21 protein-coding genes and 3 pseudogenes are annotated in these 21,297 nt (G+C 63.5%); 13 read left to right on the top strand and 11 right to left on the bottom strand.

What is annotated here, in order from left to right; genetic code table 11:
• Positions 1-118: 118 nt before the first annotated feature.
• The 10 genes and pseudogenes from ACZ1G0_RS12460 to glmU all read right to left on the bottom strand — a co-directional run bounded on the left by ACZ1G0_RS12460 (position 119) and on the right by glmU (position 8,110).
• Positions 119-1,356 (bottom strand): annotated as a pseudogene (locus ACZ1G0_RS12460) (aspartate kinase).
• 119 nt (positions 1,357-1,475) lie between these two features.
• On the bottom strand, positions 1,476-1,910 hold the full coding sequence (locus ACZ1G0_RS12455) for a hypothetical protein (protein ID WP_472737229.1): 435 nt from the start codon (positions 1,908-1,910) through the stop codon (positions 1,476-1,478).
• Between the two features lie 136 nt (positions 1,911-2,046).
• Positions 2,047-2,280, bottom strand: a complete 234-nt coding sequence (locus tag ACZ1G0_RS12450; protein WP_472737228.1) for a hypothetical protein — start codon at positions 2,278-2,280, stop codon at positions 2,047-2,049.
• On the bottom strand, positions 2,277-2,714 hold the full coding sequence (locus ACZ1G0_RS12445) for a hypothetical protein (RefSeq protein ID WP_472737227.1): 438 nt from the start codon (positions 2,712-2,714) through the stop codon (positions 2,277-2,279). Before ACZ1G0_RS12445 ends, ACZ1G0_RS12450 begins: the two co-directional genes overlap by 4 nt.
• 6 nt (positions 2,715-2,720) lie before the next feature.
• Positions 2,721-3,206, bottom strand: coding sequence for a hypothetical protein (locus tag ACZ1G0_RS12440; RefSeq protein ID WP_472737226.1), 486 nt, complete (start codon positions 3,204-3,206; stop codon positions 2,721-2,723).
• A gap of 5 nt (positions 3,207-3,211) precedes the next feature.
• A complete protein-coding gene (locus ACZ1G0_RS12435) occupies positions 3,212-3,679 on the bottom strand; it encodes a hypothetical protein (protein ID WP_472737225.1) in 468 nt (155 codons plus the stop codon).
• A 5-nt stretch (positions 3,680-3,684) separates the two neighbouring features.
• Positions 3,685-4,137 carry a hypothetical protein gene (locus tag ACZ1G0_RS12430; RefSeq protein ID WP_472737224.1) on the bottom strand — a complete coding sequence of 151 codons (453 nt, stop codon included), beginning with the start codon at positions 4,135-4,137 and terminating at the stop codon, positions 3,685-3,687.
• A gap of 75 nt (positions 4,138-4,212) precedes the next feature.
• Positions 4,213-4,950, bottom strand: coding sequence for a DNA alkylation repair protein (locus tag ACZ1G0_RS12425; RefSeq protein WP_472737223.1), 738 nt, complete (start codon positions 4,948-4,950; stop codon positions 4,213-4,215).
• On the bottom strand, positions 4,947-6,761 hold the full coding sequence (glmS, locus tag ACZ1G0_RS12420) for a glutamine--fructose-6-phosphate transaminase (isomerizing) (protein WP_472737222.1): 1,815 nt from the start codon (positions 6,759-6,761) through the stop codon (positions 4,947-4,949). The genes ACZ1G0_RS12425 and glmS overlap by 4 nt, the downstream gene beginning before the upstream one ends.
• 2 nt (positions 6,762-6,763) lie before the next feature.
• Positions 6,764-8,110: a bifunctional UDP-N-acetylglucosamine diphosphorylase/glucosamine-1-phosphate N-acetyltransferase GlmU gene (glmU, locus tag ACZ1G0_RS12415; RefSeq protein WP_472737221.1), complete on the bottom strand. Its 1,347-nt coding sequence runs from the start codon at positions 8,108-8,110 to the stop codon at positions 6,764-6,766.
• A gap of 136 nt (positions 8,111-8,246) precedes the next feature.
• On the opposite strand from glmU, the gene ACZ1G0_RS12410 reads away from it, so the two are divergent.
• From ACZ1G0_RS12410 to ACZ1G0_RS12370, 9 genes and pseudogenes are all read left to right on the top strand, one after another.
• Positions 8,247-8,912 (top strand): HAD-IA family hydrolase, encoded by a 666-nt coding sequence (locus ACZ1G0_RS12410; RefSeq protein ID WP_472737220.1) that lies wholly within the window; start codon positions 8,247-8,249, stop codon positions 8,910-8,912.
• Between the two features lie 54 nt (positions 8,913-8,966).
• Positions 8,967-10,171, top strand: a pseudogene (locus tag ACZ1G0_RS12405) (DegT/DnrJ/EryC1/StrS family aminotransferase).
• A 54-nt stretch (positions 10,172-10,225) separates the two neighbouring features.
• The gene (locus tag ACZ1G0_RS12400; RefSeq protein WP_472737219.1) at positions 10,226-11,389 is read left to right on the top strand and encodes an isovaleryl-CoA dehydrogenase; all 1,164 of its coding nucleotides are present in this window, start codon (positions 10,226-10,228) and stop codon (positions 11,387-11,389) included.
• Between the two features lie 87 nt (positions 11,390-11,476).
• On the top strand, positions 11,477-11,995 hold the full coding sequence (locus ACZ1G0_RS12395; protein ID WP_472737218.1) for a hypothetical protein: 519 nt from the start codon (positions 11,477-11,479) through the stop codon (positions 11,993-11,995).
• Positions 11,996-12,319 (top strand): hypothetical protein, encoded by a 324-nt coding sequence (locus tag ACZ1G0_RS12390; RefSeq protein ID WP_472737217.1) that lies wholly within the window; start codon positions 11,996-11,998, stop codon positions 12,317-12,319.
• A pseudogene (locus ACZ1G0_RS12385) lies at positions 12,297-13,904 on the top strand (carboxyl transferase domain-containing protein). The gene ACZ1G0_RS12390 and the pseudogene ACZ1G0_RS12385 overlap by 23 nt, the downstream one beginning before the upstream one ends.
• Before the next feature lie 71 nt (positions 13,905-13,975).
• The gene (locus tag ACZ1G0_RS12380) at positions 13,976-15,880 is read left to right on the top strand and encodes an acetyl/propionyl/methylcrotonyl-CoA carboxylase subunit alpha (RefSeq protein WP_472737216.1); all 1,905 of its coding nucleotides are present in this window, start codon (positions 13,976-13,978) and stop codon (positions 15,878-15,880) included.
• The gene (locus ACZ1G0_RS12375; protein WP_472737215.1) at positions 15,877-16,524 is read left to right on the top strand and encodes a glutathione S-transferase family protein; all 648 of its coding nucleotides are present in this window, start codon (positions 15,877-15,879) and stop codon (positions 16,522-16,524) included. Before ACZ1G0_RS12380 ends, ACZ1G0_RS12375 begins: the two co-directional genes overlap by 4 nt.
• Positions 16,517-17,302 carry a crotonase/enoyl-CoA hydratase family protein gene (locus ACZ1G0_RS12370; protein ID WP_472737214.1) on the top strand — a complete coding sequence of 262 codons (786 nt, stop codon included), beginning with the start codon at positions 16,517-16,519 and terminating at the stop codon, positions 17,300-17,302. The genes ACZ1G0_RS12375 and ACZ1G0_RS12370 overlap by 8 nt, the downstream gene beginning before the upstream one ends.
• A 293-nt stretch (positions 17,303-17,595) precedes the next feature.
• Here the strand turns inward: ACZ1G0_RS12370 and ACZ1G0_RS12365 are convergent, their stop codons facing one another.
• Entirely contained in the window at positions 17,596-18,192 is a 597-nt protein-coding gene (locus ACZ1G0_RS12365; RefSeq protein ID WP_472737213.1) for a hypothetical protein, read from the bottom strand.
• Positions 18,193-18,471: 279 nt separating this feature from the next.
• Between ACZ1G0_RS12365 and ACZ1G0_RS12360 the strand changes: the two genes are divergently transcribed.
• Genes ACZ1G0_RS12360 through ACZ1G0_RS12345 form a run of 4 tightly spaced genes read left to right on the top strand, consistent with a single transcriptional unit; the run spans position 18,472 to position 21,236 of the window.
• Positions 18,472-18,837 (top strand): NADH-quinone oxidoreductase subunit A, encoded by a 366-nt coding sequence (locus ACZ1G0_RS12360; protein WP_472737212.1) that lies wholly within the window; start codon positions 18,472-18,474, stop codon positions 18,835-18,837.
• The gene (locus ACZ1G0_RS12355; protein WP_472737211.1) at positions 18,828-19,361 is read left to right on the top strand and encodes a NuoB/complex I 20 kDa subunit family protein; all 534 of its coding nucleotides are present in this window, start codon (positions 18,828-18,830) and stop codon (positions 19,359-19,361) included. The genes ACZ1G0_RS12360 and ACZ1G0_RS12355 overlap by 10 nt, the downstream gene beginning before the upstream one ends.
• Entirely contained in the window at positions 19,358-19,966 is a 609-nt protein-coding gene (locus ACZ1G0_RS12350) for an NADH-quinone oxidoreductase subunit C (RefSeq protein WP_472737210.1), read from the top strand. Before ACZ1G0_RS12355 ends, ACZ1G0_RS12350 begins: the two co-directional genes overlap by 4 nt.
• A 58-nt stretch (positions 19,967-20,024) precedes the next feature.
• Positions 20,025-21,236, top strand: a complete 1,212-nt coding sequence (locus ACZ1G0_RS12345; protein ID WP_472737209.1) for an NADH-quinone oxidoreductase subunit D — start codon at positions 20,025-20,027, stop codon at positions 21,234-21,236.
• The last annotated feature ends 61 nt before the right edge of the window (positions 21,237-21,297 follow it).

The raw sequence follows: 21,297 nt of genomic DNA, 5'->3' as shown, positions 1-21,297 counted from the left end.
CGCCGCACGCGATGTTTTGGGGGCGCTGCCCCCGGCGCTGCGCGCCTCCCCCGAGGGTATTTGGGGAACAATGAGGAGGAGGGGTGGGGCCAGCGTTCCGGGCTAAGCTGTGGCGCACTCAGGCTTTTTGCAGCTCGAACGCGTCGTGCAGGGATTGGACCGCCAGTTCCATGTACTTGCGGTCGATCAGCACGCTGACCTTGATTTCGGAGGTGGTGATCACCTTGATGTTGATGTTTTCGTCCGACAGGGTCTGGAACATCTTGGCGGCGACGCCTGCGTGGGACCGCATGCCGATGCCCACGATGGAGACCTTGGCGACCTCGGTGTTGCTGACCAGCCCATGGAAGTTGATGGACCCGACTTCCTTGGCCTCGGTCATGGCCCGTTCGGCGCGCATGACTTGGTCGATGGGCAGGGAGAATGTCATGTCCGTGCGCCCATCTTCCGAGATGTTCTGCACGATCATGTCCACGTTCACGCCGGCCTCGGCCAAGGGGCCAAAGATCGCCGCCGAGACGCCGGGACGGTCGGCCACGGACACCAGCGTCATCTGTGCCTCGTCCCGGGAATAGGCCACACCGGCCACAACATTGCTTTCCATGATGTCCTCCTCGTCGCACACAAGGGTGCCCGCGTCATCCGATTGTTCTTCAAAACTGCTCAGCACCCGCAGGCGCACCTTGTACCGCATGGCCAGCTCGACCGACCGGGTCTGCAACACCTTGGCCCCCAGGCTTGCAAGTTCCAACATCTCTTCAAAGCTGATGCGGTCCAGCTTGCGCGCCTTGGAGGTGATGCGCGGGTCGGTCGTATAGACCCCGTCCACATCCGTGTAGATGTCACAGCGTTCCGCGCCAAAGGCCGCGGCAAAGGCCACGGCGGTTGTGTCGGACCCGCCGCGTCCCAGGGTGGTGATGCGCCCCTCGGGCGAAATGCCCTGGAAGCCTGCCACGACAGCGACCTTCATGCCTTCGGCAAACTTGGCGTCCAGATTGGCGGGGGGATCTCCTCGATCCGGGCGTTGGAATGGGCCTCGGTGGTCAGGACCGGCACTTGCCAGCCCTGCCAGCTGCGCGCGGGCACGTCCATGTCCTGCAGGATCAGGGCCATCAACCCGGCCGTGACGTTTTCCCCCGACGACACCACGGCGTCGTATTCGCGGGCGTCATACAAGGGCGAGGTTTCGCCGACCCAACCCACAAGCTCGTTGGTTTTGCCGGACATGGCCGAGACGATCACGATCACCTCGTAGCCCTTGGCCACCTCGACGCCCACGCGTTTCGCGGCCCGGCGGATCCGGTCAAGGTTGGCGACAGACGTGCCGCCGAATTTCATCACAAGACGTTTGGACATGGGTCCCCCCATTTTGGCTTGGACGCGTGTTAGGGGAGGGGGTGCAGATGCGCAAGGCCCCGCCCCCGTTCTAAACCTTGGGGCGGGGCCTTGGGTCGCAGGCACAGGGCGCGGCGTCCTTATGCTTCGGGTTGAAGCCAGAAGTCTTCGTTGCCCGTGTAACTGCCCCAAGAGGAAAAATCGTCAAGGTTGTCGGGTGGCGCGATACGTTCGCCATCCAGCGTTTCAAAGAACCCCTCATAGGCCGGCGTGTCCCAAGACGGCGCATTCACACAAACCCGGATCGAGCTATCATCTTGCATGACCATGTAACCGCATGTCTGGTAGTAGCCGGGCGTACAAATGCCATTCCCGGTGGACGCGTCAAAGCTGCAAAAGCCCGTAAAGGTTTGGGCGTATCCGCGCACCTGTGAATAGCCTGCAATCATTGCCGCAGGATTGGCGAAGGCGGTCTGAATGATGTCATTGCGTTTGAGTTCCGTGTCGATATCATCCGACAGGTTTTCAATTCCGTTGCTGACCACACCCATCGCGGCCAAGCCCAGCCCGACCACGGCGGCGGTCAGAACAACCTAATCCACGGTCACGGCACCTGTTTCGTCTGTGTAAAAATTCTTCATTTTCCGTTTCTCTTATCTATCGTTTGTTCCGTCCCGGTGTGCCGCATACGCGCCGGAGGCGTCTTGGGGGCTAGACGGATTGCACCGCCAAGCCCCATTTGTACCCTGCGGGCAGATCGTCCACCCACGCGGGTGGCGCGCCGGGTAAAGGCGCCTCGCGTACCTGCAACAGCGTGTCCGCATCGGGGACCAGCGGGGCCGCCCCGCCAAGGGCCGCCATCTTCAACCCGGCCAGACCCACGCCCAGCACCAGCCAGTTCACACCGACGGCGCGCGCGCCCAAGGCCTGGACCGTGCCCGTCAAGTTCCGGGGATCTCCACGGCATCAATCGGAAGCGTGCCGAACTCGGTCGAGGACCAATAGTATTCCGTGGGCGAGCCATCCGCGAATGTCTTGGAACAATTGCGCCACTCAGTCCCGTCGGACATGTCATAGCCGCTGCAATTTTCCTGCCACAGCACGCGGTTCGTGGTCCGGTCCCGCTCGTTCCGGGCGTATTTGTTGAAGTTCCGCCCGACAACCTGCGGCTTCACCGGATCAAAGGTGGTATTGATGATCGTCTTCGTGGTCAGGGCCGATGCGATATCGGTTGTGGTGTCCTTGATGCCTGTATTAACGACACTCATGGCCGCCAACCCAAGGCCAACCACAGCCGCGGTCAAAACGACCCAATCGACGGTTACGGCACCGGTTTCAGATCCCAAGAAAGTGGTGTTGGAGATGTTCGTAGGATGCATTAGGGCCTAGCCTCCCATTCCGTTGTCTACGAAAAAGTTTGCCGCTTGTTCCGGCACGTAGGTCAGTTCTTCGCCCTCGGCATCCAGCCAGACTGCGCTGCCCTCGATCTCTTGGCCCCATTGCGATTCCTTTTGAACCTTCTTGGTGACTTTGGTGCCGTCGGTCGCCTTGTAGTAGTAGGCGTTGAAATACTTGTCGCTACATTCCGTGGGATAGCCGCCATTGGTTTGCCAATCCGGGTTATCCACGCAAACCTGTTCGGTCAGGTTTCCAATGCCGTCGCTGACGCTTTGCAAGATGAAGGGGGGCGGCAGAAAGCTGGTCTTGATGATGTCGTTGGATTTCAGCTGAGCTTCGATATCTTCCGATACATCTTCGACCCCGGTGCTGACCACGCCCATGGCCGCCAACCCAAGGCCCACCACAGCAGCGGTCAAAACGACCCAATCGACGGTCACGGCGCCCGTGTCTTCTTTAAGGAAATTACACATGTTCATCACTCCTCCAGAGTGCCGTCAAAGGAAAACGGCAGGCCCTCTGGGATGTCGGGCACCTCATGGGCGGCGACCTCGCGTCCGGTGTGGTCTTTCCACGTCACGGTTGGCACTTCGCTGTTGATCTGTTCGGTCTCGCGCACCCAGAGTGTGCCATCGCTCGTCCAGAACCGGTCGTTCGAGCGTTTGATCGTAGGGGTACAGACCCCTGTGCCTGTTTTGGTTGCCGCACACTCTCCAAGTGTAATCGAACCATCCCAGAGGCTCAGAGCCACAATGGTCGGGGCCTCGTTGAAATTGGTTTGAATGATGCGATCGTTTTCCAACGCGCTCGCGGTGTCGCCGGACAGGTCTTCGACCCCGTCGCTCACAACGCCCATAACGGCCAATCCGAGGCCCACAAGGGCGGCGGTCAAAACGACCCAATCGACGGTCACGGCGCCCGTGTCTTCTGTAAGGAAATTATTCATCTTCATCACTCTTCCAGAGTGCCGTCAAAGGAAAACGGCAGGCCCTCCGGGATGTCGGGCACCTCATGGGCGGCAACGTCGCGACCGGTTTCATCCCTCCAGACGTCCTCGGTGACGGTGCCGCCCACGCTGTTGATGGTATGGGTCCACTGGCGACCATCGCTGGTCCAATAACTGGAGGTGACATAGGATACGGACGGGGGGCAGGGGACGTCGGGCAAACAGGCCACGCTACTGCCGCCCGCAGAGGCCATGCCCATAGCCACTATGGTCGGGGCCTCGTTGAAATTGGTTTGAATGATGCGATCGTTTTCCAACGCGCTGGCGGTGTCGCCGGACAAGTCCTCGATCCCGCCGCTTACGACGCCCATTGCTGCCAGTCCAAGGCCCACGACCGCAGCGGTCAAAACGACCCAATCGACGGTCACGGCGCCGGTTTCTTCGCGTATAAATGTCATTCTGACGCTCCTTGCCAAACAGGTTAACAAGACCATGCTTGGCAAAAACGGCGAAAAAGGGGCGGGCGTAAGGAACTATGCGGGCGGCAGGTGCCGGGCGGCCTCGCGCACGGCGAAGGGTTTCATGCGGTCGCCGTGGGCGTCCAGAAAGGCGCGGGCGCGCGGGGCGTCGTGGCGCGACAGGTCGCGGACCCACCATGCCACGGCCTTTTGCATGAACCATTCGGGGTCGGCGACATAGGTCGCGGCCCAGCCAAGCACGCGGTCCCGGGCGGCCAGCTCTGCAGGCTTGGGGTGGTTCTGCTTGGTCCAGGGCAGGGTGGCCACAAGGGCCGCGCGCCGGGTCCACATGTGGTCGCTGGTGGTCCAGCCCTCGACGATATCCAGCCGGGAGGGATCGGCCACCAGCCGCCGCGCGATGGCAGAACTGGCGGCGTCGGCAATGGCCCAGCTGTCAAAGGTCGGCACCCAGGATTGCAGCACGTCCCACGCCAATGTGTCGTCCGGTTTGATCCGTGCCTGGGTCAACAGCTTGGCCGCCGCGATCCGCGCCTCGAAGATATCCGTCGCCCAAAGGGCATCGGCCAGCGCCGCGCGCGCCGTCGCATCCGCCGCCTCTGCCCGCCACCCGCGCGCCAGCGCATCCAGCGTCGGATTGGCCACCCCGAGGTAGCGGCGCGGAGCCTTGTGATAGGCGGCCATTTGCGCGGCTTTCTCCGCGTCCCCCTGCGCCTCGATCTGCGCCAAAGCCGCCCGGAGTTTTTCGGGGGGGATTTCGGGGGGCCTTTCGGGGTGGGTTTCGGGGGTGCTCATTCCACCGTGACGGACTTGGCCAAATTGCGCGGCTGATCCACATCCGTGCCTTTTTGCACCGCCGTGTGATAGGACAGCAATTGCACCGGGATCGCATAGAGGATCGGCGCAAGGATCGGGTCCACGGCGGGCATGACCAGGGTTTGCCACGTGTCTTTCCCAGCAATATCAGCACCTTGGCGGTCCGTGATCAGCAGGACCTTACCCTTGCGGGCCATCACCTCTTGCATGTTGCTGATGGTCTTGTCGAACAGGTGGTCCGTGGGGGCCAGAACCACCACGGGCAAGGTCTTGTCCACAAGGGCGATGGGGCCATGTTTCAGCTCGCCGCTGGCATAGGCCTCGGCGTGTATGTAGCTGATTTCCTTGAGTTTTAGCGCACCTTCATGGGCCAGTGGGAACATCGGGCCGCGCCCCAGAAACAGCACATCCGTGGCCTCTGCCAGCTTGCGCGCCAGGGTCACCGTGCGGTCCTCTAGGGTCAGGGCCTCCGCCATCAGGCCGGGCAGGTTCTTGAGGCTGCGCACCAGCTCCGCCTCGCGGGCTTCGTCGATCTCGCCCCGCTGACGAGCGGCCAGAATTGCCAATGATAACAATACGGTAAGCTGGTTGGTGAAGGCCTTGGTCGAGGCCACACCGATTTCGGTGCCCGCAAAGATCGGACAGATCACATCCGCCTCGCGCGCGATCGAGGATTCAGGCACGTTGACCACCGCAACCACTTGTTTTGCCTTGCCTTTTGTATAGCGCAGGGCGGCCAGCGTGTCGGCGGTTTCACCCGATTGGCTGACAAAGACCGTGGCCGTGTTGGCTGGGATCGGTGGGTTACGATACCGGAATTCCGAGGCGATATCGACCTCCACGGGCAGTTTGGCGATCTGCTCGAACCAGTATTTCGCCACCGAACAAGCGATCTGCGCCGTGCCGCAGGCCACCATGATCAGCCGGTCCATCTGGGTGAAGTCAACGGGGTTCGGCGGCACGATCTGGCTGCCCTCGGCGTAGTTGTTCAGACAGTTGGACATCACGCTGGGTTGTTCGTGAATTTCCTTTGACATGAAGTGCTTATGCCCCCCCTTGTCCACCTGCACGGTATCCGTATGGATGGTGCGGACCTTGCGTTTGACGGGGGTGCGGTCGGCATCAAATACCTGCGCGCCGGACCGTGTTATGACGGCCATATCGCCCTCTTCGAGGTAGGTGATCTGGTCGGTCATGGGCGCAAGGGCAATGGCGTCGGAGCCGACGAACATCTCGCCCTCTCCATGCCCAATCGCCAGCGGAGAGCCCTGCCGCGCCGCGATCATCAGATCGTCGTGCCCGTCGAACAGGAAGCACAAGGCATAGGCCCCGTGCAGCCGCGCGATGGTCTCGGTCGCGGCCTGTTGCGGTGTCTTGCCCTGCGCCAGCAGGTGTTCGCACAGCAGGGCGACGGTTTCTGTATCCGTATCAGTGACATAGCCGATGCCATGTTTGGCCAGATCTGCCCGCAATTCCTGAAAGTTCTCGATGATCCCGTTGTGCACCACGGCCACGCCACCGGACCGGTGGGGGTGGCAATTGTCGACCGTCGGGGCCCCGTGGGTGGCCCAACGCGTGTGGCCGATGCCGGCCTTGCCCGCCAGCGGTTCGTGGACCAGCAGGTCTTGCAGGTTCACCAGCTTGCCGACGGCGCGCCGCCGGTCCAGCGCCCCCTCGTGCACCGTGGCAATGCCCGCACTGTCATAGCCGCGATATTCCAACCGCTTCAGGCTCTCGACCAGCAGCGGCGCGGCTTCGTGATTTCCAAGTATGCCAACAATCCCACACATCGTTATTTTCCTTTGTTTTTAATGCTCAAAAGACGGTCGCGCATGCGCGTGGCCAGCCCCGGTTTCGTGGTCTGGGACGCCCGCGCCACGGCCAATGCGCCATCTGGCACGTCCGCAGTGATGGTCGATCCGGCGGCGGTCATGGCGCCTGCGCCGATGGTCACGGGGGCGACCAGCGCGCTGTTGGTGCCGATGAACGCACCCGCGCCGATGGTGGTGCGGTGTTTGAACACGCCGTCATAGTTGCAAGTGATTGTTCCTGCGCCGATATTCGCCTCTGCCCCCACATGGGCGTCCCCGATGTAGGACAGGTGATTGACCTTTGCGCCCGCCTCGATCTGCGCCTCTTTGATCTCGACGAAGTTGCCGATGCGCGCGCCCCGGTCCAGCTCTGCGCCCGGGCGCAAGCGGGCGTAGGGGCCGATGATGCAGGCTTCGGACACGTGGCACCCCTCAAGGTGGCTGAAGGCGCGGATGGTGGCACCGGATTCGACCGTGACGCCGGGGCCAAAGACCACGTTCGGTTCCACGATCACATCGCGTCCAAGGTGGGTGTCATGGGCAAAATGCACGGTGTCGGGCGCGGTCAGCGTGACGCCGTCCACCATCGCTTGGGCCCGTTTGCGCGCCTGGAACGCCGCCTCGGCCGCGGCCAGATCACCGCGCGTGTTCACGCCCATCGTCTCCGCCTCGTCGCACACCACGACACGGGCCGACATGCGGGCAGCGCGGGCGAGGCCCGGCACGTCCGTCAGGTAGTACTCACCGGCCGCGTTGTCGTTGCCGATCTGGTCGATCAGGGTGAACAGGGTCTGGGCATCCGCCGCCAAAACGCCGGAGTTGCAAAGGGTTACGGCCAGTTCAGCTTCGGTGGCGTCCTTGGCCTCGACGATGCGGTCGAGCCTGTCGCCGTCCGTGATCAGGCGGCCATAGCGGCCGGGATCTGCGGCCTCGAAACCCAAGACCACCACATCGGCCCCATCCGCGCGGGCGTCCAACATGGCCTGCAGTGTCTCGGGGCTGACGAAGGGGGTGTCGCCATAAAGGACAATTGCATCGCCCTCGAACCCGGTCAGCGCCGCGCGCGCTTGGGCGACGGCATGGGCGGTGCCCAACTGCTCGGTCTGGCGGACGACGGTGGCCTCGGGGGCGATGTCGGTCAGGGTCGCCTCGACCCGTTCTGCCCCGTGACCTGCAACGACCACGGTGCGGGCAGGCGCCAGCGGTGCGGCGCTGTCGATGGCGTGGGCCAGCAGGGGGGCATGGGCCACCTTGTGCAGCACCTTGGGCAGGTCAGATTGCATCCGGCTGCCTTGGCCCGCGGCCAAAACGATCAGGGCGGTGGGCATAGCTACGGCCTTTCCTTCGAGTTTGCGGCGTTCTACCTGTAGGATACATCGGCGGAAAGACCGGAACCGGTCAAAAACCACGACATGTTGTAACGCCGGTGCGCGAGAAGCCGCCGCCGCACTACGAGGGGGCGTCATGCGCACGATTGTTTTCGATCTGGACGGCACGTTGGCCGACACAAGTGGTGATCTGTTGAATGCGGCGAATAAGGCCTTTGCGGCCATGGGGCACGGGGAAATCGCCCTAGACCATACCCGCGCCGAGGATCGTGCCACCGCCATGCGCGGGGGGCGTGCGATGCTGACCCTTGGCCTGACCCGCGCAGGTCGGATGGCAGAGGCCGAGGTGACGCGCGGCTATCCCATCCTGCTGGAAGCTTATGGTCAGGACATCTCTAGGCATACGGTGTTCTTTCCGGGCTGTCTGGACGCGGTGCAGCGTCTGCGCGACGCAGGTCACCCCGTGGCCATTTGCACCAACAAGCCCGAGGGGTTGGCCGAGCAATTGATGGCCGAACTGGAGGCGCGGCACCTGTTCGACGCGCTGGTGGGGGCCGACACGCTGTCTGTCCGCAAACCCGACCCGGAACCTTTGCGCGAAGCGGTGCGCCGGGCCGGGGGCGATCCCTCCGACTGCGTCCTGCTGGGCGATACCGTGACAGACCGCGACACCGCACGCGCGGCGGGGATACCGTCAATCCTTGTGACCTTTGGCCCCCACGGGCGCGATGTGGTTGATCTGCGGCCCGAAGGCTTGCTGGATGATTACGCGCAGTTGGAGGACGTGCTGGCCGCCGTTTGATCCGATTGACCGACGCACGCCAAGGGCGCTAACTGCAAGGCAGGGAGACACGCTATGACCACACGTTTTGACGGCAATTTTACGCAACAGGAACCCATACCCGAAGCTGGGATCGAAGCCGCCTTGCAGGTCATGCGCCACGGGCGGTTGCACCGCTACAACCTGACCCCCGGCGAGTTGGGCGAGACATCTCTGCTGGAACAGGAATTCGCGGCCCAGACCGGTGCGAAATACGCGCTGGCCGTAGCCTCCGGTGGCTACGCCATGGGCAACGCTTTGCGTGCCCTTGGGGCCGGGCCGGGCACCCGAGTTCTGACCAACGCCTTTACCTTGGCCCCCGTGCCCGGCGCGATTGCGTCTGTCGGGGCGGAGCCTGTGTTGGTCGAAATCACTGAAGACCTCGTGCTCGACCTAGAGGATTTGGCGGTCAAGGCCGAGGCCTCCGGCGCGCGCATCCTGATGCTGTCGCACATGCGCGGGCATCTTGTGGACATGGAGGCCCTGATGGATCTGTGTGACCGGATGGGCATCCGCGTGATCGAGGATTGCGCCCACACCATGGGGGCGGCGTGGAAAGGCAAAGCCTCGGGCACCTGGGGGGCCGTGGGGTGCTTTTCCATGCAGACCTACAAGCACATCAATTCCGGTGAGGGCGGGTTGATCGTAAGTGACGACGACGACCTGATGGCGCGGATGATCCTGATGTCGGGCAGCTATATGCTGTATGAACGGCACGCGGCGCGCCCCCCGATGGCGGCGTTCGAGCGGGCTCGGATCGAGATGCCCAACATCTCGGGCCGGATGGATAACTTGCGCGCGGCGATCCTGCGACCGCAACTGGCGGATCTGGCTACGCAAGTCGCCCGTTGGAAAGACCGCTATGACGCGCTGGCCGAGGGGCTGGCGGGTTTGCCCGGCATCCACGTGGCCCCACGCCCGCCGCAGGAAACCTACGTTGGGTCATCGTTCCAGTTCCGCCTACCCGGGGCCTCTGCGCCGCAAATCCAGGCCTTCACTCGGGCCTGTGCGGACCGGGGGTAGAGCTGAAATGGTTCGGCGCCGCCGACCCCGTCGCCTTTACTAGCCGCCATACCCACTGGGGCTATGTCACGCCCCAGGACCTGCCGCGCACGGATGCCATCCTCGCAGGCCTGCTGGACATGCGGGTGCCCCTGACCTTCACCGTGGCCGACTGCCAATTGATCGCCAGCATCATTGCCGACGAGGCGCGCGCCTTGGTGCCGGCTGCCGCTGAATAGACCTGTTTGACGTTGTGGCCCCGTCCTCTAAGGTTCGGGGTGGGAGGAGATGCGATGTTTCAAGGTTTCATGCAATTCGATCTAGGCGAGGATGTGAACGCCTTGCGCGACATGGTGCACCGTTGGGCCCAAGACCGGGTCAAGCCCATGGCCGCCGAGATCGACGCGACCAACGCCTTTCCGCCGGAACTGTGGGCCGAGATGGGCGAATTGGGCCTGCTTGGGATCACCGTGGATGAAGAACACGGCGGCGCGGGCATGTCCTATCTGGCCCATACCATCGCGGTCGAAGAGATCGCCCGCGCCTCTGCCAGTGTGTCCCTGTCCTACGGCGCCCATTCCAACCTGTGCGTCAACCAGATCAAGCTGAACGGCACGCCCGCGCAAAAGGCGAAATACCTGCCCAAGCTGATCAGCGGCGAACATGTAGGCGCGCTGGCCATGTCCGAGGCGGGCGCGGGATCGGACGTGGTGTCCATGTCCCTGCGCGCCGAAAAACGCAACGATCACTACCGTCTGAACGGCACGAAATACTGGATCACCAATGGCCCGGACGCCGACACGCTGGTGGTCTATGCCAAGACCGACCCGGAGGCGGGCAGCAAAGGCATCACCGCCTTCCTGATCGAGCGGGAGATGACGGGTTTCAGCACCAGCGCGCATTTCGACAAGCTGGGGATGCGCGGGTCCAACACCGCCGAGTTGGTGTTCGAGGATGTCGAGGTGCCCTTTGACAACGTGCTGGGCGAAGAGGGGCGCGGCGTTGCGGTCTTGATGAGCGGGCTGGACTACGAACGGGTCGTGTTGGCCGGGATTGGCACGGGGATCATGGCCGCCTGTCTGGACGAAATCATGCCCTATCTGGCCGAACGCAAGCAGTTCGGCCAACCCATCGGGTCCTTCCAACTGATGCAGGGCAAGATCGCGGATATGTATACGGCGATGAATTCCGCCCGCGCCTACGTCTACGAGGTCGCCAAGGCCTGTGACCGGGGCGAGGTGACGCGCGCCGATGCTGCCGCGTGTGTCCTTTATTCCAGCGAAGAGGCCATGAAGCAGGCGCATCAGGCGGTGCAGGCCATGGGCGGCGCGGGCTTTATGAATGACGCCCCAGTGGCTCGTTTGTTCCGCGACGCCAAGCTGATGGAGATCGGGGCCGGCACGTCGGAGATCCGCCGCATGCTTGTGGGGCGCGAGATGATGGGGGCGATGGGATAGATCATGGGGATCAGGGCGCTTTTTATCGCGGGAGTTTTGGGCGCGTGCCTTTCGGCGCAGGCCAGTGGCGCTGACCTGCAACATCGGGTGTCCGACGGCTCGGATAGATCGGTCGAGATTTTGGCGACGCTGGACCAATGCCTTGGCCCTGATTTCGAAGCCCGCGCCATGTCCGAGCTGCGCAAGCGGTTCCCCCATGAAACCTGCGACAGCCTCGGGTCGTGCCCGGCCAAAGTCACCACCAGTCCGATCAGCCTGACGACAGAGATGTGTCGGACCGAGGCCGTCAACACCTGCACCACCGGCGACGATACGGCGGCTTGTACCCAGGCCCTGACCCAACGGTTCCAGCGCGAAAGTGCGCAGGCATTGGTCGCCGCAAGTGCGGTCGCGCAGACATTGCCAGAGGCGGATCTGTCCCCACTGGTGACCCGCCGCCTGTCTGATCCCGCCACGTGGTCACCCTCGCAGGGGTGCGACTTCCCGACAACACGCACACTGATCACGCGACCGGATGCCGCCCGATGCGACCTGGCCCGTGCCCTGTTCGACGTGGGCCGGTTTGAGGTGTTGTTGCGGCAGGTCACCGACCTTGGGGCGCGTTGAATGCCGCGCTGGTTCTGGTTTGTACCGTTTGGCTTTCTGGTGGCCTTCTTTGGGTTCCACGCCGTGAAACTGGGGATCCAGCGGGCCAACCTGACCGAAACGGATGTGATTGATTTCTACGCGGCCCAATACCTTGCGGACGTGCAAAGGATCGAGAGCATCCAGGGGGCACTGACCGATTGCCTTGCCGTGCCGGGCGCGCAGCCCAACATCTGGATCGAGGTGCGGTGCAGCCCTGACGCGGTGCCCGCCTTCCTGTACGGCGTGACACGATCCGGCCAACTGGCCTATCAGGCCCGCGATGGCCAAGCTCCGGAGACCTGAGATGAAACTACGCTCCACCGCCCGGCCTGACCCCGCCAACCGCGCCGCCCACCTTGAGGCGCTGCAAGCGGTCGCCGACGCCGTCGCGTTGGCTGCCGAAGGGGGCGGCGAAAAATCCCGTGCCCGGCACCTGTCGCGCGGCAAAATGCTGCCCCGGGACCGGGTGGCGAACCTGCTGGATCCCGGGTCATCCTTCCTAGAGGTCGGCGCGACGGCGGCCCACGGCATGTACGGCGGGGCGGCGCCGGGGGGCGGAGCGATTGCGGGGGTCGGCGTGGTCCACGGGCGGCAGGTCATGGTGGTATGCAACGACGCCACTGTGAAAGGCGGCACCTATTATCCGATAACCGTCAAACTGCACCTGCGGGCCCAGGAAATCGCCGAGGAAAACCACCTGCCCTGTATCTACCTTGTGGACAGCGGCGGGGCGAACCTGCCCAATCAGGACGAGGTCTTTCCGGACCGCGACCACTTTGGCCGGATCTTCTACAACCAAGCCCGGATGAGCGCGAAGGGCATCGCCCAGATCGCCGTGGTCATGGGGTCCTGCACAGCCGGGGGGCCTATGTGCCCGCCATGTCGGATGTGACGATCATTGTGCGGGACCAAGGCACGATCTTTCTGGCCGGCCCCCTTGGTCAAGGCCGCCACTGGCGAGGTCGTCAGCGCCGAGGATCTGGGCGGCGGCGACGTGCACACCCGCCTGTCCGGGGTGGCTGATTATCTGGCCGAGGATGACGCCCACGCGCTGGCCCTTGCGCGTCAAGCGGTGGGATCGCTGGGGGGCGGTGGGACAAGTCCCACCCTACCGTTTGACCCGCCCGCCTTTGACCCCGAAGGCATGCTCGACGTGGCCCCCGCCAACCTGCGCACGCCCTACGACATCCGAGAGGTCATTGCCCGGATCGTGGACGGGTCGGATTTTGACGAATTCAAGGCCCGCTTCGGCGAAACGCTGGTCACGGGCTTTGCCAAGATCGAAGGGATGGACTGCGGGATTGTCGCAAACAACGGTGTGCTGTTTTCCGAGGCCGCACAAAAGGGCGCGCACTTTGTCGAGCTTTGCAGCAGCCGCAAGATCCCGCTGATTTTCCTGCAGAACATCACTGGCTTCATGGTTGGGCAAAAGTACGAAAACGAGGGCATCGCGCGCCACGGGGCCAAGATGGTGACGGCCGTGGCCAGCACCTCTGTGCCCAAGATCACCATGATCGTTGGCGGATCCTTCGGCGCGGGCAACTACGGGATGGCCGGGCGCGCCTATCAGCCCCGGTTCCTGTGGACTTGGCCCACCAGCCGGATCAGCGTGATGGGCGGTGAACAGGCCGCAGGGGTGCTGGCCACCGTCAGGCGCGACGGGATCGAGCGGGCAGGCGGCACCTGGTCGTCGGAGGAGGAAGCCGCGTTCAAACAGCCCACCATCGAGATGTTCGAGGAACAATCCCACCCCCTCTATGCCTCGGCGCGCCTGTGGGACGACGGGATCATCGACCCGCGCCGGTCGCGCGATGTGCTTGCCCTGTCCTTACGCGCCTGCCTGAATGCCCCAATCGAGGAGACCCGTTTTGGCCTGTTTCGTATGTAGCAGGGGGCTCTGCCCCCGGCCTTCGGCCTCCCCCGTGGTATTTTGGTCCCAATGAAGGCGGAGGCGCAGTGATGTTCGCCAAGATCCTCATCGCCAACCGGGGCGAGATCGCCTGTCGGATCATCGACACTTGCCGCCGGATGGGGGTGGCAACGGTGGCCGTACATTCGGACGTCGACGCCATGGCGCGCCACTTGGCCATGGCAGATCAGGCGGTCAGCCTTGGCGGCGCGGCCCCTGCGGACAGCTACCTGCGCGGGGACGCCATCATCACGGCGGCGCTGGATACGGGCGCGCAGGCGATCCACCCGGGCTACGGCTTTTTGTCGGAAAACCCGGAGTTTGTGGAGGCGGTGGAGGCGGCGGGCCTGACCTTCATCGGCCCCTCTGCCAAGGCGATCCGGGCCATGGGCCTGAAGGATGCGGCCAAGGATCTGATGGCGCAGGCGGGTGTGCCCATCGTGCCGGGCTACCAGGGCGCTGAACAGGGGGCGGACCACCTTGCGTCCCAAGCCGCGCAGATCGGCTATCCGGTCTTGATCAAGGCGGTGGCGGGCGGCGGCGGCAAGGGGATGCGCCGCGTGGACCGGGCCGAGGACTTCGCCCCCGCCCTGGAGGCCGCGGTCAGCGAGGCGCAAAAGGCCTTTGGCAACGGCCATGTCCTGATCGAGAAATACGTGGCCACCCCGCGTCATATCGAAGTGCAGGTCTTTGGCGACGGGACCCGGGCATTGCATCTGTTCGAGCGCGACTGCTCTCTGCAACGCCGCCACCAAAAGGTGATAGAGGAGGCTCCGGCCCCCGGCATGACCTCCGAGATGCGTGCACAGATGGGCCAAGCCGCCGTGCGCGCGGCCGAGGCGATCGGCTATGCGGGGGCTGGCACGGTCGAGTTCATCGTGGATGCCAGCGACGGCCTGCACGCGGACCGCTTTTACTTCATGGAAATGAACACCCGCCTGCAAGTGGAACACCCGGTGACCGAGGCGATTACGGGCGTGGATCTCGTGGAATGGCAGCTGCGCGTCGCCGCCGGCGAGGGGCTGCCGGCGCAGCAACAGGACCTGAAAATCACCGGCCACGCCATCGAGGCGCGCCTCTATGCCGAGGACGTGCCTGCGGGGTTCCTTCCCGCCACTGGCACCCTGTCGCACCTGCGCTTTGCCGATGTGGCGCGCGCCGACACAGGGGTGCGCGCGGGTGACGAGATCAGCCCGTGGTACGATCCTATGATCGCCAAGCTAATCGTCCACGCCCCGACCCGCGCCGCAGCGGTGCAAAAGATGGAGGCGGCTTTGGCCCAGACGCAGGTGGCAGGCACGGTGACCAACCTTGCCTTCCTGCGCCGCCTGAACGCGCACCCGGATTTCGTGGCTGGCACCGTGGACACCGGCATCATTGATCGCGATGTGGATCAGCTGGCGCAGGCCCCAGAACCCTGCACCCGGACCCGGGCGCTGGCTGCCGTGGCCGACTATCCCCGCGACGCACCCGCCCCCCTGTGGCAGCCCTTGCGCAGGCGTGCGGCCACGGACCCAGGGACCTGGGTCGAGGCTTTGGGCCATGGCACATGGCGCGTGGGCGTGGGCGAGGTGGTGCATCAGGTGATGTGGAACGGTGGCTGGTCCGTGGATGGCGCACGCACGGGGGCAGAGGTGGTCACGACGCCGGGTGCCGTACATGTGTTCTGGGGCAACACCTATAGCTTTGATATCGTTGATCCTTTGGACGTTCAGGGCGCGGATGCCGCGGCCTCTGGCACAATCTCGGCCCCCATGCCGGGGGTGGTGAAATCGGTCGCAGTGGCCTCGGGCCAGCACGTGATGGCAGGTGAGGCGCTGCTGGTGCTGGAGGCCATGAAGATGGAACACGCCCTGACCGCACCCCGCGATGGGACGCTGGCCCAAGTTCTGGTGGCGGCAGGGGATCAAGTCACCGCCGGGGCGCCGCTGGTTGTGATGGAGGACGAGGCATGATCCGCCTGCACCACGTGCCCCAATCCCGGTCCATGCGGACGCTGTGGTTGCTGCACGAATTGGGGGCGGAGTTCGAGGTGCAGGTCTGGCCTTTCGACAAATCGCTCCGCTCTGCCGACTACCTTGCCCTGAACCCCAGCGGGCGGGTGCCCGCGCTGGAATGGGACGGGGCGTGCCTTTGGGAAACGGGGGCAATCACCCAGGTCTTGTGCCACAGGTTCGGCGCACTGGCGCCTACGCCGGACGATCCTGAATGGGCCAACTGGCTGACCTGGCTGCATTTTTCGGAAACGATCAGCCAGCACGCCGCCGCCCTGACCCAGCAGTACATCGCCCTTTACGAGGATCACATGCGCAGTCCAATCGTCATGAAGCTGGAGGCGGCGCGGATCGGCAAATGCTACGACACGCTGGACCGGCACCTGTCGGATCGCGCGTATCTGGCGGGCGATTTTTCGGCGGCGGACATCTCGGTGGGGCAGGCGGTCTACATGGCGCGCCACTTCACCCGGATCGGGGACCGGCCTGCGTTGCGCGGGTGGTGGGACCGGATCACCGACCGGCCCGCCTTTGACAAATCCTTGCCGCAGGCGGGACAGGCCCGGCTGTACGCCCGGGGTTTCTACGAGGTGCCCGATGCCTGAGACCATCACCCTGACCACGGACGCGCGCGGGGTTTGCACTCTGACGCTGAATAATCCCAGCAAACACAATGTGTTAAGCGCCCAGACAATTGCGGAGCTGACAGAGGCGGCCCGCGACCTTGGCGCGGATCCCTCCGTGCGTGTGGTGGTCCTGACCGGAGCGGGGAAGTCGTTTTGTGCGGGCGGTGATCTGGCGTGGATGCAGGCCCAGATGGAGGCGGATCGTACCACCCGTATGGCCGAGGCGCGCAAATTGGCCCAGATGTTGCAGGCGCTGAACACCTTGCCCAAGCCCTTGATCGGGCGGATTCAGGGCCAAGCGTTTGGGGGCGGGGTCGGTATGATCAGCGTCTGTGACGTGGCCATCGGGGTGGAGGGGGCCACGTTCGGCCTGACCGAAACCCGCCTTGGCCTGACCCCCGCCACCATCAGCCCCTATGTCATTGCGCGTATGGGCGAGGGGCGCGCGCGGCGGGTGTTCATGTCCGCCCGCCGGTTCGACGGGGCCGAGGCTGTGACCTTGGGTTTGCTGCAAGGTACTGTAAAAGAACAAGAATTGGACGCCGCGATCGAGGCTCAAGTGGCCCCCTACCTGTCGTGCGCGCCCGGTGCGGTTGCTGCGGCCAAGGCGCTGGCGCGACGGTTGGGGCCGGTGATTGACGATGCGGTGATCGACATGACCGTCACCGCGCTGGCGGATCAATGGGAAACCCCCGAGGCGCGGGAAGGATTGGCGGCCTTCTTTGAGAAGCGCGCGCCCAAGTGGGCCCCAGTTTAGGGCACATCTCAGGGAGGTCTCGCCGTGGAAAACAGCGGGCACCGACTCGTGCACGATCCCGCACGGGTCGCGCAAAACCCGTGCATGGTCTGCAGCAGGTGGCCCCTTTGACCAGGTGGATTGACCGGGCGGACGGGCTTGGCGGTTGTTAACCCTTCGTTCACACATGTGGCGGGGTCCGGCCATCACGGGGACGACACGTCCACCGCGGGCCGACACGGGACGGAGGCGGTTTGGCGACCTGACGCTGCCGCCGCCACACCACCGGACCCGCGCACCGGACAAGGTGTTTTCTAGCCCGCAGGCAACACGCCCCGGCGTTGCAACTCCAAGGTGTAGTCCTGCACATAGACGTCGTTGAATTTCTCGTTCAGCAGAAAGTAGACGTCCAGATCGGGGCCGAACTTGCTGGCCCAACTTGCGACGTTCGCTTGGCTCAGGTGGTTCCGAGTGGCGTCGTTGGCGGCCTTGTACAGGGCCTCGACATTGTAGCCTTCGAATGTGGGATCGGCTTGTTGACGGCTGGCTTCGGCGTGCATCAACTGCCAGACCTCTGCCTGATAAGACCGCTTGGTCCGGTCGGCTTTCAATTCCGGGTCCTTACCGGTCATCGCGGCGGCGTGCGTTGCGACGTGTTTTTCAAGCTGCTCCTGGGACAGAAAGCTGTACTGCACATACCCCGACAGCATTGCGCCAAAATCGACGGGGTCCGTCAGGCTGGTCTGGATCATCGTGTTGTCCACAAGTTTGCCCTGCAGATCACCCGACATATCCTCCAACCCGTTGCCGACAATGCCCATGGTGGCAATGCCAAGTCCGACGAAGGCGGCCGTCAGGACAACCCAGTCCACGGAAATGGCACCGGATTCGGATGTCAGAAAATGGCCCATGGCGCGCCCTCGGTTAGAATCGAGACAGACCTAACGGCCCAGTGTGGCGCAAGTTTGGCAATCGGGCGGATTGGTTGGGAAAAATCTACACATGCCGCGCCCTGCGTCAGCCTGCCACCCCTCGGGAACCGATGGATTCAGTATAGGTTAAGGAAATGGACGTCTGCTGGCCTTGGGTCACAATTGACCCCCACGGCACACAGGCGTAAGACACGACCCGAGCGAAGCACCGTCGAACGACCCGTCGACGCGCCCCAGCCAACCTACAGGAGGCCCCTCATGGACGCGCTGCTCTCTGAATACTTACCGATCCTCGTCTTTCTGGGCGTGGCCATCGGCCTTGGCCTTGTGCTGTTGCTGGCCGCTGCGGTTGTGGCCGTGCAGAACCCCGATGCCGAAAAGCTGTCGGCCTACGAATGTGGCTTCAACGCCTTTGACGACGCGCGGATGAAATTCGATGTGCGGTTCTATCTGGTGTCGATCCTGTTCATCATCTTCGATCTGGAAATCGCGTTTTTGTTCCCATGGGCCGTGGCCTTTGGCGACATCTCGATGACCGCGTTCTGGTCGATGATGGTGTTTTTGGCGGTGCTGACCGTCGGCTTTGCCTATGAATGGAAGAAAGGAGCACTCGAATGGGAGTAGCGACCAACGCCTATCAAGCGGGCCCTGACAAGGAACAAGCCACGGCCCTGATCAATCAGGAATTGCAGGACAAGGGGTTCCTCGTGACCTCGACCGAGGACATCATCAACTGGGCGCGGACCGGGTCCCTGCACTGGATGACCTTCGGTCTGGCCTGTTGCGCCGTGGAAATGATGCACACCGCCATGCCGCGCTATGACATGGAACGGTTCGGCACCGCGCCCCGCGCTTCCCCGCGCCAGTCCGACCTGATGATCGTGGCGGGCACCCTGACCAACAAGATGGCACCCGCCCTGCGCAAGGTCTATGACCAGATGCCAGAGCCGCGCTATGTTCTGTCCATGGGGTCCTGCGCCAATGGTGGCGGTTATTACCACTACAGCTATTCCGTGGTGCGCGGCTGTGACCGGATCGTGCCGGTGGACCTGTATGTGCCCGGCTGCCCGCCCACGGCCGAGGCGCTGTTGTATGGTCTGTTGCAACTGCAACGCAAAATTCGCCGCACGGGGACCATTGTTCGATGACCAGCCCATTGCACGACCTCAAAGCCCATATCGAGCACAAGCAAGCCGATGCCGTGATCGAAAGCACCGTTGTGAACGGAGAGTTGACCGTAGAGGTCGCGCCGCAATCCGTGGCGTCCTTTGTGGCGTTTCTGAAAACCGACGGCACCTGCAATTTCCGCACCTTGGTGGATATCACGGCGGTGGATTACCCGGGCGAAAGCCAGCGGTTCGCCGTGGTCTATCACTTTTTGTCCATGCACCAGAACCACCGCATCCGGGTGAAGGCCTGGATCCGGGAGGATGAGATCATCCCCTCGATCACCGAGGCGTTCCCGGCGGCCAATTGGTTCGAACGCGAAGTGTTCGACATGTTCGGGATCCTGTTTTCCGGCCACCCGGACCTGCGCCGCATCCTGACGGATTATGGCTTCCGCGGGTATCCCTTGCGCAAGGACTTCCCCACCACGGGCTATACCGAGGTGCGCTATGACGAGGTGCAAAAGCGCGTGGTCTATGAACCTGTGTCGTTGACGCAGGAATACCGCCAGTTCGACTTCATGTCCCCGTGGGAAGGCGCGCAATATGTGCTGCCCGGGGATGAGAAGAGCGAGGAGAAGGCATGAGCGGTGTGCAAATTTTCGTACGAAAATTTGAGCCCGTGGCCAGCGAGGTGAGACAATGATGGACGGCTCCAAATTCGACGACGCCCTGACAGGCGAACAGAAGATCCGCAATTTCAACATCAACTTCGGGCCCCAGCACCCGGCGGCCCACGGCGTGCTGCGTCTGGTGTTGGAACTGGACGGCGAGATCGTGGAACGCTGCGACCCGCACATCGGCCTGCTGCACCGTGGCACCGAAAAGCTGATGGAAAGCCGGACGTATCTGCAGAACCTGCCGTACTTCGACCGGCTGGACTATGTGGCCCCGATGAATCAGGAACACGCCTGGTGTCTGGCCATTGAACGGCTGACCGGCACCGAGGTGCCCCGCCGGGGGCAGTTGATCCGGGTGCTGTATTCCGAAATTGGCCGCATCCTCAGCCATATCCTGAACGTCACGACCCAGGCTATGGACGTGGGCGCGCTGACGCCGCCCCTGTGGGGCTTCGAGGAACGTGAAAAGCTGATGGTGTTTTACGAGCGGGCCTGTGGCGCGCGTCTGCACGCGGCGTATTTCCGCCCCGGCGGGGTGCATCAAGATCTGCCCGACGACCTGATCGACGATATCGAGGCATGGGCCCACGACTTCCCCCGCGTTCTGGACGATATCGACGGGCTGCTGACGGAAAACCGCATCTTCAAACAGCGCAACGTGGATATCGCCATCGTCAGTCAGGAAGAGGTGCTGGACTGGGGCTTCTCCGGTGTGATGGCGCGCGGCTCCGGCATGGCGTGGGACCTGCGCCGCGCCCAGCCCTATGAATGTTACGACGAGTTCGAATTCGGCATCCCCACGGGCAAGGCGGGCGACTGCTATGACCGGTATCTGTGCCGGATGCAGGAAATGCGCGAAAGTGTGAAGATCATCCATCAGGCGATTGCCAAGCTGCGCGAAGCCACGGGCGATGTGATGGCCCGGGGCAAGATGACGCCGCCGAAACGGGCGGACATGAAGACCTCGATGGAAAGCCTGATCCACCACTTCAAGCTCTACACCGAAGGGTTCCACGTCCCCGCCGGCGAAGTCTACGCCGCCGTCGAGGCCCCCAAGGGCGAGTTCGGCGTGTACCTTGTGGCCGACGGCACCAACAAACCCTACCGCAGCAAAATCCGCGCGCCGGGGTATCTGCACCTGCAAGCCATGGACCACGTGGCCAGCGGCCACCAGCTGGCCGACGTCGCCGCCATCATCGGCACCATGGACGTGGTGTTCGGAGAGATTGACCGCTAGCGCCGCCACGACACACGACCCTAGGGGGCCACTGGCCCCCGAACGACCTAAGGGACACACA

This window comes from Thalassobacter sp. HA4-2 (assembly GCF_055693705.1).
Note: the sequence above shows the minus strand (reverse complement) of the source record. Positions and strands in the feature narration are given on the sequence as shown.